The 12,063-nt window shown below is 73.0% G+C and carries 13 protein-coding genes; 3 read left to right on the top strand and 10 right to left on the bottom strand.

Annotation, left to right across the window (positions count from 1 at the left end; genetic code table 11):
* Positions 1-6: 6 nt before the first annotated feature.
* The 3 genes from ABT299_RS19295 to ahcY (ABT299_RS19285) form a co-directional block, all read right to left on the bottom strand.
* On the bottom strand, positions 7-585 hold the full coding sequence (locus tag ABT299_RS19295; RefSeq protein WP_500251574.1) for a hypothetical protein: 579 nt from the start codon (positions 583-585) through the stop codon (positions 7-9).
* 2 nt (positions 586-587) lie between these two features.
* Positions 588-1,844 carry an adenosylhomocysteinase gene (gene ahcY / locus ABT299_RS19290; protein ID WP_190860145.1) on the bottom strand — a complete coding sequence of 419 codons (1,257 nt, stop codon included), beginning with the start codon at positions 1,842-1,844 and terminating at the stop codon, positions 588-590.
* A gap of 68 nt (positions 1,845-1,912) precedes the next feature.
* Positions 1,913-3,343 carry an adenosylhomocysteinase gene (gene ahcY, locus ABT299_RS19285; protein ID WP_190860147.1) on the bottom strand — a complete coding sequence of 477 codons (1,431 nt, stop codon included), beginning with the start codon at positions 3,341-3,343 and terminating at the stop codon, positions 1,913-1,915.
* Positions 3,344-3,557: 214 nt separating this feature from the next.
* Here ahcY (ABT299_RS19285) and ABT299_RS19280 point away from each other — a divergent pair, with 214 nt between their 5' ends.
* Both ABT299_RS19280 and ABT299_RS19275 read left to right on the top strand, forming a co-directional pair.
* Positions 3,558-3,947: a MerR family DNA-binding transcriptional regulator gene (locus tag ABT299_RS19280; RefSeq protein ID WP_433141525.1), complete on the top strand. Its 390-nt coding sequence runs from the start codon at positions 3,558-3,560 to the stop codon at positions 3,945-3,947.
* A gap of 68 nt (positions 3,948-4,015) precedes the next feature.
* Positions 4,016-4,420, top strand: a complete 405-nt coding sequence (locus ABT299_RS19275; protein ID WP_500251573.1) for a hypothetical protein — start codon at positions 4,016-4,018, stop codon at positions 4,418-4,420.
* A gap of 24 nt (positions 4,421-4,444) precedes the next feature.
* On the opposite strand, the gene ABT299_RS19270 is transcribed toward ABT299_RS19275, so the two are convergent.
* The 7 genes from ABT299_RS19270 to ABT299_RS19240 all read right to left on the bottom strand — a co-directional run bounded on the left by ABT299_RS19270 (position 4,445) and on the right by ABT299_RS19240 (position 11,363).
* Complete coding sequence (locus ABT299_RS19270) at positions 4,445-5,116, bottom strand: response regulator (protein ID WP_190860153.1); 672 nt, start codon at positions 5,114-5,116, stop codon at positions 4,445-4,447.
* 36 nt (positions 5,117-5,152) lie between these two features.
* A complete protein-coding gene (locus ABT299_RS19265) occupies positions 5,153-6,766 on the bottom strand; it encodes a sensor histidine kinase (RefSeq protein ID WP_500251572.1) in 1,614 nt (537 codons plus the stop codon).
* A gap of 420 nt (positions 6,767-7,186) precedes the next feature.
* A complete protein-coding gene (locus ABT299_RS19260) occupies positions 7,187-8,164 on the bottom strand; it encodes a cation diffusion facilitator family transporter (protein ID WP_500251571.1) in 978 nt (325 codons plus the stop codon).
* Positions 8,165-9,301, bottom strand: coding sequence for a bifunctional phosphoglucose/phosphomannose isomerase (locus tag ABT299_RS19255; RefSeq protein WP_500251570.1), 1,137 nt, complete (start codon positions 9,299-9,301; stop codon positions 8,165-8,167). It abuts the gene before it with no gap.
* The gene (locus ABT299_RS19250) at positions 9,298-9,480 is read right to left on the bottom strand and encodes a Trm112 family protein (RefSeq protein ID WP_151538645.1); all 183 of its coding nucleotides are present in this window, start codon (positions 9,478-9,480) and stop codon (positions 9,298-9,300) included. Before ABT299_RS19250 ends, ABT299_RS19255 begins: the two co-directional genes overlap by 4 nt.
* Positions 9,481-9,487: 7 nt before the next feature.
* On the bottom strand, positions 9,488-10,843 hold the full coding sequence (locus ABT299_RS19245; protein WP_500251569.1) for a phosphomannomutase/phosphoglucomutase: 1,356 nt from the start codon (positions 10,841-10,843) through the stop codon (positions 9,488-9,490).
* A 142-nt stretch (positions 10,844-10,985) separates the two neighbouring features.
* The gene (locus tag ABT299_RS19240) at positions 10,986-11,363 is read right to left on the bottom strand and encodes a DUF3499 domain-containing protein (RefSeq protein WP_190860159.1); all 378 of its coding nucleotides are present in this window, start codon (positions 11,361-11,363) and stop codon (positions 10,986-10,988) included.
* 254 nt (positions 11,364-11,617) lie between these two features.
* Between ABT299_RS19240 and ABT299_RS19235 the strand changes: the two genes are divergently transcribed.
* Positions 11,618-12,034: a metallopeptidase family protein gene (locus ABT299_RS19235; RefSeq protein WP_190860263.1), complete on the top strand. Its 417-nt coding sequence runs from the start codon at positions 11,618-11,620 to the stop codon at positions 12,032-12,034.
* Positions 12,035-12,063 lie beyond the last annotated feature (29 nt).

Here is a 12,063-nt window from a genome sequence, read left to right as displayed (position 1 = left end):
GAGGGGTCAGGCGAGGAGGTTCGGCGGCGACTCCAGGTCGGTGAGCTCCACGCCCGGAGCCGCCACGGCGACGTCACCGGCCAGATACAGGGACTCCACCTCGCCCGTCGACAGATCGGTGATCTCGTACTCCGTCACGGGCAGCGGCTCGGTCTCGGTCTCGTAGGAGGACGTCGCGCCCCGGCGCCACCGCCACAGCACCGTCAGCGCCGACAGCGACGTCCCGCTCAACCGGACGAGACGGACATCGGTCGCGGCGCCCTCGTCCAGCTCCAGGGAACGCGCCACCGCGACGAGGAACCCCGGCGAACCGGACACGAAGCCCGACGCCCGCTCCCCGTGCTCGGTGCCCGACTCCCCCGCCGCGCGCACCCACGCCAGCTCGGGCCCGGTCAGCCCGCCCCGCAGCCACCACTCGGGGGTGACGAGCTCGACGCGGATCTGCCGCCAGCGCGCGTCCACGACGAGGTCAAGGCGGACGCCGTCGTCCCGGCGGGACGTGTAGCGCCAGCCGCCGGGCCCGGGAGCGCACTGGAAGCGCTCCTCGATCCCCTCGTCGACGTGCAGGTACGTCCCGGACGGCACGGTCAGGACCCGATGCGCCAGGAGTGCAGGTAGTCCTCCTGGTCCGGGGTGAGCAGGTCGATGGAGATGGCCATGGACGCCAGCTTCAGCCGCGCCACCTCCGTGTCGATCTCCTTGGGGACGTCGTGGACGGCGGCGGGCAGCGACGCGTGCGCCGTCGCGAGCCACGCGCACGTGAGGGCCTGGTCGGCGAAGGACATGTCCATCACCGCGGCGGGATGGCCCTCGGCGGCCGCCAGGTTGACCAGGCGCCCCTCGGCCAGCAGGACCAGGCGGCGGCCGTCGGCCAGGACGTACTCGTCCGTCTGCGGGCGCACGCCGTGGTGGACGGCGACCGCCATCTCCTCCAGCGCGCGCACGTCGATCTCGACGTCGAAGTGGCCGGAGTTGGCGAGGATCGCGCCGTCCTTCATCAGCGCGAGGTGCTCGGCGTTCACCACGTCGCGGTTGCCGGTGACGGTGATGAACACGTCGCCGTCCACCGCCGCCTCGGCCATCGGCTGCACGGCGAAGCCCTGCAGCGCCGCGTCCAGCGCCTTCACCGGGTCGATCTCGGTGATGACGACACGGGCGCCCAGGCCCCGCGCGCGCTCGGCGAGGCCCCGCCCGCAGTAGCCGAAGCCCGCGATGACCACCGTCTTGCCCGCCAGAAGCGTGTTGGTGGCGCGGATGATGCCGTCCAGCGTCGACTGCCCGGTCCCGTACCGGTTGTCGAACATGTGCTTCGTATCGGTGTCGTTCACCGCGACCATGGGGAACCGGAGGGCGCCCTCACGGGCCATCTGGTGGAGGCGTATGACGCCCGTCGTCGTCTGCTCGCACCCGGCCTTCACCGTGGGCAGCAGATCGGTGCGGTCGGTGTGCAGCGTGTTGACGAGGTCGCACCCGTCGTCCAGCACAAGGTCAGGACCCGTCTCCAGAGCCTGGTGGATGTGCGCGTAATAGCCCTCACGGTCGATGCCCGCGCGCGCGAAGACCTCCGTGCCGTCCTCCTGCACGAGCGCCGCGGCCGTGTCGTCCTGCGTGGACAGCGGGTTGGACGACGCGAGCGCCACGCTCGCCCCACCCGCCTGCAGGGTCCGGATCAGGCAGGCCGTCTCCGTCGTGATGTGCATGCACGCCGCGATCCGCAGGCCGTCCAAAGGACGCTCCTTGGCGAACCGCTCCCGGATCTGCCGCAGCACCGGCATGCTCCGGTCGGCCCACTCGATCCGCTTGACGCCCTCGTACGCCAGCGACACGTCCGCGATATCGCTCATCCGTCCCCCTCAAGGCACAAACCGCCGCACGGCCTTGGGCCGTGCGGCGGTCCGAACGCTACAGGCGATCAGTAGCGGTAGTGGTCCGGCTTGTACGGGCCCTCGACGTGGACGCCGATGTAGGCGGCCTGCTCCTTGGTGAGCGTGGTCAGCTTGACGCCGAGCGCGTCCAGGTGGAGGCGGGCGACCTTCTCGTCCAGGTGCTTCGGCAGCACGTACACGCCGACCGGGTACTCCTCGGTCTTGGTGAACAGCTCGATCTGCGCGATGACCTGGTTGGTGAACGAGTTGGACATGACGAACGACGGGTGGCCGGTGGCGCAGCCGAGGTTCATCAGCCGGCCCTCGGCCAGCACGATGATCGAGTGGCCGTCCGCGAACCGCCACTCGTGCACCTGCGGCTTGATCTCGATCTTCTCGATGCCGTCGGTCTTGGCGAGCCCGGCCATGTCGATCTCGTTGTCGAAGTGGCCGATGTTGGAGACGATCGCCTGGTGCTTCATCCGGGCCATGTGGTCGGCGCGGATGATGTTGAAGTTGCCGGTGGTGGTCACGAAGATGTCGGCGATCTCGACGACGTCCTCCAGGGTGGTGACCTGGAAGCCGTCCATCGCGGCCTGCAGCGCGCAGATCGGGTCGATCTCGGTGACGATGACGCGGGCGCCCTGGCCCTTCAGCGCCTCGGCGCAGCCCTTGCCGACGTCGCCGTAGCCGCACACCACGGCGACCTTGCCGCCGATCAGCACGTCGGTGGCGCGGTTGAGGCCGTCGATGACCGAGTGCCGGCAGCCGTACTTGTTGTCGAACTTCGACTTGGTGACCGAGTCGTTGACGTTGATCGCCGGGAAGGCGAGGGTGCCGGCCTTCGCCATCTCGTACAGGCGGTGGACGCCGGTGGTGGTCTCCTCGGTGACGCCCTTGATGCCGGCGGCGGTCTCGGTCCAGCGGCCCGGCTTCTCGGCGATGGTGCGGCGGAGGGTGTCGAGGATGATCCCCCACTCCTCCGGGTCGTCCTCGGTCGCCTGCGGGACGGCGCCCGCCTTCTCGTACTCGGCGCCCTTGTGGACGAGCAGGGTCGCGTCGCCGCCGTCGTCCAGGATCATGTTCGGGCCGGAGCCGTCCGGCCACCGCAGCGCCTGGTCGGTGCACCACCAGTACTCTTCGAGCGTCTCGCCCTTCCAGGCGAACACCGGGACGCCCTTCGGGTCCTCGGCCGTGCCGTCCTTGCCGACGACGATCGCGGCGGCGGCGTGGTCCTGGGTGGAGAAGATGTTGCAGGACACCCAGCGGACGTCGGCGCCGAGCTCCACCAGCGTCTCGATCAGCACGGCCGTCTGGATCGTCATGTGCAGCGAGCCCATGATCTTGGCGCCGCGCAGCGGCTTGGCGGCGGAGTACTCCTCGCGCACCGCCATCAGGCCCGGCATCTCGTGCTCGGCGAGCCGGATCTCCCGCCGGCCGAAGTCCGCCAGCGAAAGGTCGGCGACCTTGTAGTCCATGCTTTCGTTGCTCCTTGTCTGCTTTCTCGCAGCAGGGTCCGCTTTGCAGCAGGTCCGCTCGCGCGCGGCAGGTCCACTTGTGCCCGCGGGTCGCGTCGTTCGTCCGCGAGGACCGGCCCCGCGGGCCGGCCGACCCGGCCGAGTCTACGGGCGGGGACGGTCCGGAGGCACGGTCGGGGGCGCATTTCTAACACGAATTTGTCAGAATCGACGCATGCGCATCACGGAGGCCGCCCGGCGGCTCGGCACCTCGCCCCGCATGCTCCGCTACCGGGAGACGCTCGGGCTGCTGCCCGCGACCCGCGATCCCGCACCGGCCGGCACCGGCACCGGCACCGGACGGAACGGCGGTACCGCGCGGGGCGGCGGGCACCGGCGGTTCGGCGACGCGGAGTTGCGCGCCGTCGCGCTCGCGCTGGCGCTGGAGAAGCGCTACGACATCGGGCCCGCCGAGCTGGCGTTCGGGCTCCGCGTGCTCGCCGAGCCGCAGGTCCAGGCGCACGTCCGGGAGCTGGGCGAGCGCATCGGCCGGCTGTCCGCGCCGCCCGCGCGGGCCCTGGACTTCGAGAAGGAGAAGGCGCTGCGGCTGCTGCGCCGCCGGTAGCGGGCCGGCGGGCGCCGTTCCGTCCGCGGCGGCCACTACCATCCCGCTGGACGGACGGGAGGCGGCGCGTGAAGAACTGGCTCTACGGGGTGCTCGGCCTCGTGCTCGGCATCGGACTGTTCGTGGGCGGCCTGTCGTCGATGCCGGGCGGCACGGTCAAGTGCGGCGAGCGCGTGATATCGCCGGGCGACACCTGCACGACGCTCCGGAAGGGGCGCGCCACCCACCGGTCCTATGACGAGCAGAAGTCCAAGGACGGCCGCGAGGCGGTCATCATGATGATCGTCGGGCCGCTGCTGGCGGTCGGCTGCGGCGTGTTCTTCCTCGGCCCGGCCGTCATGCGCCGCCGCAAGAGCACAGCGCACGCGGCAGGCCCAGCCCAGCCGCCGCCACCTCCGGGCGCCCCGGCCTCCGACCTCCCGCCACCGCCCGCCCGGCCGTACAGTCCCCCGGGCCCGTACCCGCCCGCCTGAGGCGAAGGGCCCGGCGGCCGCTGATCAGGTCGCGTTCTCGCCCGGGACGACGACGCCGGACTCGTAGGCGAGCATGACGGCCTGGGCCCGGTCGCGCAGGCCCAGCTTGGTGAAGACCCGGGCCACGTGCGTCTTGACCGTGTGCTCGCTGACCACGAGGCGGGCGGCGATCTCGGCGTTGGACAGCCCGCCCGCGATCAGCACGAGCACCTCGCTCTCCCGGGCCGTCAGCGTGGACAGCTCCGACGGCGCCTGCGGGCGGCTCCGCCGCTGCTTGGTGAACTCCCGGATCAGCCGCCCGGTGACCTGCGGCGCCAGGAGCGAGTCGCCGCGCGCGACGACCCGGACCGCGGAGACCAGCTCGTCGGCGGTCGCGTCCTTGAGCAGGAAGCCGGACGCGCCGACCGCGAGCGCCTCGTAGACGTACTCGTCCACGTCGAAGGTGGTGAGCACGAGGACGCGGACGCCCTCGGAGCCGGGCTGCGCGAGGATCCGGCGGGTGGCCTCGATGCCGTCCATCCCGGGCATCCGGATGTCCATGACGACGACGTCGGGACGGCCCCGCTCGGCGAGCGCGACCGCCTGCCGCCCGTCGCCGGCCTCGCCGACGACGGTGATGTCCTCCTGCGCGTCGAGCAGGGCGGCGAACCCGGCGCGGACGATGGTCTGGTCGTCCGCCACCAGCACCCGGATCACCGGCGGGGCCCCGTTCCGGAGCGGGCGAGAGCGCGGTCAGCGGCGGCCGGGGGGCGCCTCGGAACCGTGTCCACTGGTGGAATTCCCCTCCCTCGTCAGCGGAAGCTCGGCCTCCACCAGGAACCCGCCGTCGGTCGCGGGGCCGGCGGAGAACCGTCCGCCCAGCATGGTCGCACGTTCCCGCATGCCGACGAGACCGTGTCCGCCGCCCGGCCCGCCGCCGGGCGCGCCGGCCGGCGGCCGCGCGCCCTCCAGCCGGGTCGGACCGGCCGGGCCCGCGCCGGCGGGGTCCAGTACCGCGGTACGGGCAGCGGGATCGTCCAGGTTCAGCACCCGCGTCGATCCGGCCGAGCCGTCGTCGCGGACCCGGACCGCGAGCCGGTCGGGAAGGAAGGTGAGGTCGACGTGCACCCCGGCGCCCGGCGCGTGCCGCCGCGCGTTCGTCAGGGCCTCCTGGACGATCCGGTACGCCGACAGCTCCACGGTCGTGGACAGCGCCCGCGGGTCGCCGTGCACGGCGAGGTCGACGGCGCCGCCCGCGCCGCGGTGCTGCTCGATCAGGTCGGGGAGCCGGTCGAGGCGCGGCTGCGGGGAGTTCGCGGCGTCCGGCTCGGGCTTGGCGTCGGCGCGCAGCACGCTGAGCAGCCGGCGCATCTCCACCAGCGCCTCCCGGGCCGTCTTGGCGATCTCGGTGTAGCCGGCGCGGGCCTCGGGCGACAGGTCGTCCATCGTGTACGGGGCCGTCTCCGCCTGCACGGCGATCATGGAGACGGAGTGCGCGACGACGTCGTGCAGCTCGCGGGCGATGCGGGCGCGCTCGCGCATGACGGCCTGCTCGCGCTGGACGGCGGTGAGCCGGGTGAGGGTCTCGTTGGTGCGCTCCTCCGCCTCCGCCTCGGTGCGGCCCGCGGACTCGACGGCGCGGCGCGCGTCGCCGAGGCCGATCGCGGCCAGCACGGCGACGACCGCGGCCGGCCAGGGGACGTCGTCGAGCGTGCCCGTGGCGAGGTAGACGACGGCGACGGTGGCGACGCTCCCGGCCGCGAGGACGCCCGCGGACTGCCGGGGAAGCTGCCGCCCCAGCGCGTACAGCGTGTAGAGCGCCGCGAACGCCGTGGTGATCAGCAGCTGCTGGCCGGTGAGCAGCCCGGCCGCGAACGCGCCGAGGACGACGGCCGCGACGGGCCGCAGGTTCTCGCGGCGCCAGACGAGCGGGACCGTCGAGGCGACCGCGAAGCCCCCGGCGAGGCTCAGCGGGGACCCGGTGCTCGGCGCCAGCTCGGCCAGCGCGGCGATGGTCAGCGCGAGGCCGGTGAGCGGCGCGAAGTACCAGGCGCCGGTGAACTCGCTCCAGGTGTTGATCCAGCGGGGCAGCGGCGCCGTCTCGCCGGCCGGAGGGGGCGGCGCGCCCGGGAAGCCGGGCGGCATGCCGGGGGCGCCGGGGGCGGGCCCGCGGCCCGCGCCGTTCAGCCGGGCGCCGAGCCTGACGGCGAGCGGCCGCAGCAGGTGTCCGATGCCGGTGAGGATCCAGAGCAGCAACTGCCCCACCCCCGCCACGATCCGGCCGGACAGCCGCCACGCCTGGTGCGCGAGGGCTGGGCCGAACCCCGCGGGGTCGGGTCCGGTCCGGGCCTTGTCATCGGTGGTCACTCCTCAATACTGACCGCTGGACGGGCTCATCACCTCACCGTGCGGTGGTATGCCCGCGGCCTGAATCCCCCTACAGGACGACCCCCGATCCCTCCTTGCGGGGGACGTGCGGGCGACCGGCGGAGACGTAATGTCTTAACCGTGACCGCAACGGCGGCACCGCCGACGTAGGGGGTTCGGCGGGGCTGCCGCGGTCACGCCAACCGCCCGGTTTCAGGGGTCCGGGCGGGGAAGCATGGGAAGCACCTCGCCGGACGGCCGCGCCGCCCGCCTCCGCGGAGGCACTCGCCGGTCTCGCCTGGGCTGGGGTTCGGCCGGCAACAGGTTCCGGCCGCCCGGCGAGGGATCCCATGCGGCCGCTCGTGGCGGCCCGGACCGGGCCGCCACCGGCCCTACACGGCCCCGAAGAGGGCCGCCTTCTCACACGTTCTCGCCCGCGGCCTTCTCGACCGGTTCGGCCGGCGTGGAGGCGGGGGCGTGCTTGCGGTCCGCCTCGTCCAGCGCCGGCTCCAGGTAGATCATGCCCGCCTCGGGGATCACCGCGCGGACCTTGGCCTCGGCCGCGTCGATGCCGCGGGCCACCTCGGCGGCGGTGTCGTCGTGGTAGACGGCGATCTTCGCGGCGATCAGCAGCTCCTCCGGGCCGAGGTACTCGGTCCGCATGTGGATGACGTGGTCGACCTGCTCCACCGACTCCAGCGCCTCGATGATCCGCTTCTCCTGGTCGGCGTCGACGCCCTCGCCGATCAGCAGGCTCTTGGTCTCGATCGCCAGCACCGTGGCGACGAGGCCCAGCAGGACGCCGATGCCGACGGTGCCGATGCCGTCCCAGCGCCCGTCGCCGGTCGCGACCGCCATCGACACGCCGAACAGCGCGAGGATCAGGCCGATCAGCGCCGCCGCGTCCTCCAGCAGGACGACCGGCAGCTCCGGCGCCTTCGCGCGGCGGATGAACGCCCACCACGACTTGCCGGCGCGCAGCCGGTCCGACTCCTTGATCGCGGTGCGGAAGGAGAAGCCCTCCATCCCGATCGCGATGATCAGCACCGCGAACGCCCAGATGGGCGACTCGACGTCCTCCGGGTGCAGGATCTTGTGGTAGCCCTCGTACAGCGAGAACGCCGAGCCGACGGTGAACAGCACGACCGCGACGACGAACGCGTAGAAGTAGCGCTCCCGCCCGTACCCGAACGGGTGCTCGGGCGTCCGGTCGCGCTCGGAGCGCTTGCGGCCGAGCAGCAGCAACCCCTGGTTCCCCGAGTCGGCGACCGAGTGGATCGACTCCGCCAGCATCGACGACGACCCCGTGAACGCGAACGCGACCATCTTCGACGCGGCGATTCCGAGGTTGGCGGCCAGGGCCGCGATGATGGCCTTCGTCCCACCCTCAGCACTCATCTAGGCAATCCTCGCTTTGAGCTCTTGAATGGCCGGCACGGGCGTCGGGTCGACGCCCAGCGTGATGGCCAAGTAAACCGTGACATAGTCGGCCAGCGCGATCAGTGTCGCGATTCTCTCGAGCGGATGGTCGCCCTCGGCGAGGATCTCGGTCACCGCGACGCCCCGGTCCCGGGCCAGCTCGACGGACGCCTCGCGCCGCTTGGCGGTCTGCGGGTGCTCCTCGGTGTCGCGCAGCACGACCAGGTGGAGGCCGTGCTCCGCGTCCTCGGTGCGGTCGCGGAAGAAGTCGTCGGGATCGGCCGGCGAGCCGCCGCCCGCGAAGAGGCCGTCGAACGCCATCACCTGGTTGTGGTCCGCCTCCGGCAGGCCGCCGAAGACGCCCGGGTACTTGGCGTTCTCGTTGAGCTGGCAGCACATCCGGTACGCGGCCGTCTCGGCGAGCGAGGACGTCCCCCACACCAGCGGGACGTCGCCGGCGAGGTCCAGCGCGATCCGCTTCGCCGGGTTCACGAACGGCTCGCTGTCCGGGCGGCACCGGTGCGCGACGTCCTCCAGCCGGGCCGCCGTGGACTCCAGCACCGCGTCGGGGACGTCCGTCAGGCCGAGCGTGCGGGCCGCGACGAGCAACGGGACCGTGAGGCCCCACAGCGTCGACCGCGGCTGCCCCACCGACCGCACCGGGACGAACACGCCGCGGCTGCGGGCGGCGAGATCGGCCAGCGGCGAGCCGGCCCCGCCGACGCACAGCAGCCGGCAGCCGCGCCGGGCCGCCTGCGCCGCCACCTCCAGGGTCTCCTCGGTGGAGCCGGAGCAGGACACCGCGATCACCAGGTCGGCGGCGCCGACCCAGCCGGGCAGCCGGTACCCGCGGACCGTCGTGACCGGGACGGGGCAGCCGAGCCCGCAGACCGCCGCGAGGACGTCCCCGGAGATCCCGGAGCCGCCCATGCCGGTGACCACGACCGCGCGGGGGCGGCCGTCCTCGGCGAGCGCCGCGACGCCGGCCTCCTCGGCCGCGCGCCGCGCCTCCCGGATCTGCGCCGCGGACGAGGCGACCTGCCGCAGCATCCCGCCCGGATCGGCCGCCTCGACGTCCGGCGCCTCCTCCAGCCGTCCCGGATCGAGCGTGCTCACGAAGCGGGGGCCCGGGCCTCGTCGACGAGGAGGACGGGGATGTCGTCGCGGACCGGGTAGGCGTAGCCGCAGGAGCCGGTGCAGACCAGCTCGGCGGCGGCGTCGTCGGCGCGCAGCTCGCCGCCGCAGTTCGGGCAGGCCAGGATCTCCAGCAGCCAGTCGTCCAGCTTCATGCTCATAGCAGCGTCACTTCTCCCTCACGATGGCCAGGACCTCGTCGCGGATCGCCGCCATGGTGGCCTCGTCGCCGGCCTCCGCGTTGAGGCGCAGCAGCGGCTCGGTGTTGGACGGCCGCAGGTTGAACCACCATCCGGCGGCCTCGTCCCCGACGGTCAGGCCGTCCAGCTCGTCGATCGTAACGCCGGGGCGGCCGGCGAACGCCTCGCGGACCTTGCCCGCCGCGGCGTCCTGGTCGGCGACCTCGCTGTTGATCTCGCCGGACGCCGCGTAGCGGGTGTACTCGCCGAGCAGCTCCGACAGGGGGCCGTCCTGCTCGCTCAGCGCGGCCAGCACGTGCAGCGCGGCGAGCATGCCGGAGTCGGCGAACCAGAAGTCGCGGAAGTAGAAGTGCGCCGAGTGCTCGCCGCCGAACACCGCGCCCGTCTCCGCCATCGTCTGCTTGATGAACGAGTGCCCGACCCGGGTCCGGACGGGGGAGCCGCCGTTCTCGGTGACGATCTCCGGGACGGCCTTCGAGGTGATCAGGTTGTGCACGATCGGCGCGCCGGGGTGCTTGGCCAGCTCCCGCACCGCGACCAGCGCGGTGATCGCGGACGGCGCGACGATCTCGCCGCGCTCGTCCACCACGAAGCAGCGGTCGGCGTCGCCGTCGAAGGCGAGGCCGATGTCGGCGCCGGTCTCGCGGACCTTGGCCTGAAGGTCGCGCAGGTTCTCCGGCTCGATCGGGTTGGCCTCGTGGTTGGGGAAGGTACCGTCCAGCTCGAAGTACAGCGGGACGAGGTCGATCGGCAGCCCCTCGAAGACGACCGGGACGGTGTGGCCGCCCATGCCGTTGCCCGCGTCCACGACGACCTTGAGCGGGCGGATCGAGGACAGGTCGACCAGCGTCTTGAGGTGGTCGGCGTATCCGTGCAGGACATCGCGCCGCGATACCGTGCCGGGCTCCCCGTCGTAGGCCGGGACGCCGTTCTCGACCATCTCGCGGATCTCGGTCAGGCCGGTGTCGCGGCCGACCGGCTTGGCGCCCGCGCGGCACAGCTTGATGCCGTTGTACTTCGCCGGGTTGTGGCTGGCGGTGAACATCGCGCCGGGGACGTCCAGGTCGCCGCTGGCGTAGTAGAGCATGTCGGTGGAGCCGAGCCCGGCCTCGATCACGTCCGCGCCCTGCGAGGTCGCGCCGCGCGCGAACGCGGCGGCCAGCGGACCGGACGACTCGCGCATGTCGTGCGCGGTGACGATCGCGTCCGCCCCGGTCACCCGCACGAACGCCGCGCCGGCCGCCTCCGCGACGGCGGCGTCCAGCTCGTCGGGCACGACGCCGCGGATGTCGTACGCCTTGAAGATCTTGGCGAGGTCGCCCACTCCTGCTCCCCTGTACGCAAGTGATGACCGAAAGTCGGCGGGACAACCGAGCCTACCGGGAAGCGCGGCGACGGCCCGAGCCGGTGCCGGTCGTAGGCGTGACCGGGGTCACTCCTGCGGCGGCGTCACTCCTGCGGCCGGGTCACTCCTGCGGCTGGGTGCCCGCCGGTTCGGAGCGCAGCACGCGCAGGTGCCCGCGGCGGCCGACCTCGGTGCCCTGGCCGACGGGCTCCTGCCCGGGGGCCGGCGCGGGGCGGGCGGCCTCGCGGACGGCGTCGGCGAGCGCCTCCAGGTCGTCGGCGCTCGGCTCGGTCTCCTCCTCGACGGGGAGCCGGACCAGCTCCCAGCCCATGGGGGCCGTCAGCCGCTCCGAATGCTCCGCGCACAGGTCGTAGCAGTGCGGCTCGGCGTACGTGGCGAGGGGCCCCAGGACAGCGGTCGAGTCGCGGTAGACGTACGTGAGCGTGAAGACTGCGGGCGCCTTGCAGGCGGTGCGGGAGCAGGTGCGGACGGGGCTCACGATGGCCGACCGTACCTCGCTCCCGCCGCCTCCGCCACCACCCGGGCGCACGTGTCGCCGTTACCGCCCGATTTCGCGGGTAACAACTACATACCGTGTGGACCCGAACTCTCACCGTGCGGCCGCTGTCGGGGCGCGGTGGGGCCGCTGTCCGGGGCGCCACGTTGGTGTTCCCGATGCGGAGACGGGTGTTCCTGGTGCGGGGGCCGGGGTTCGCGTGCGGCGGGAGGTAACCTGAGGGAGTGCGATCCCGTGTGGCAGGCGTACGGCGCCGCGATCGGCACGGTCGCGGCCTCCGTGGCCCTCTGACGCCCCCGCAGGCGCCGGTCTCCCGGACCCGCGCGGAGAAGTTCGACGACCTCGTCCACGACGAGGTGCGGCGGCTCGGCGCGCGCTGGGGCAGGGAGCTGTCCGGTGTGGAGTTCGGCGTGGAGGAGGTGCCGGACGTCGAGCCCTGGTTCGACGGCCCCGTCCCCCTCGGCCGGACGGTGCCCGCCGACGGCGCCCGTCCCCTCCGCATCGTGGTGTTCCGGCGTCCCGTGGAGGCGCGCGCGTCGGGCGAGCAGGAGCTCGGCCGGCTGGTGCGCGACCTGCTGGTGGAGGAGGTCGCCGACCTCCTCGGCCTCTCCCCCGAGTCCGTCGACCCGAGCTATGACTCCCCGGACGACTAGCCGATGACGGCCGGCCGACGGAGACGGGC

Origin of the sequence: Spirillospora sp. NPDC000708 (genome assembly GCF_040299565.1) — a bacterium.
Lineage (GTDB): Bacteria > Actinomycetota > Actinomycetes > Streptosporangiales > Streptosporangiaceae > Spirillospora.
Note: the sequence above shows the minus strand (reverse complement) of the source record. Positions and strands in the feature narration are given on the sequence as shown.

Bases quoted from the DNA above. Each gene is read 5' to 3' on its own strand.
- ahcY (WP_190860147.1), bottom strand. From the start codon at position 3,343: ATGGACTACAAGGTCGCCGACCTTTCGCTGGCGGACTTCGGCCGGCGG.
- ABT299_RS19260 (WP_500251571.1), bottom strand. From the start codon at position 8,164: ATGAGTGCTGAGGGTGGGACGAAGGCCATCATCGCGGCCCTGGCCGCC.
- ahcY (WP_190860145.1), bottom strand. From the start codon at position 1,844: ATGAGCGATATCGCGGACGTGTCGCTGGCGTACGAGGGCGTCAAGCGG.
- ABT299_RS19250 (WP_151538645.1), bottom strand. From the start codon at position 9,480: ATGAGCATGAAGCTGGACGACTGGCTGCTGGAGATCCTGGCCTGCCCG.
- ABT299_RS19280 (WP_433141525.1), top strand. From the start codon at position 3,558: ATGCGCATCACGGAGGCCGCCCGGCGGCTCGGCACCTCGCCCCGCATG.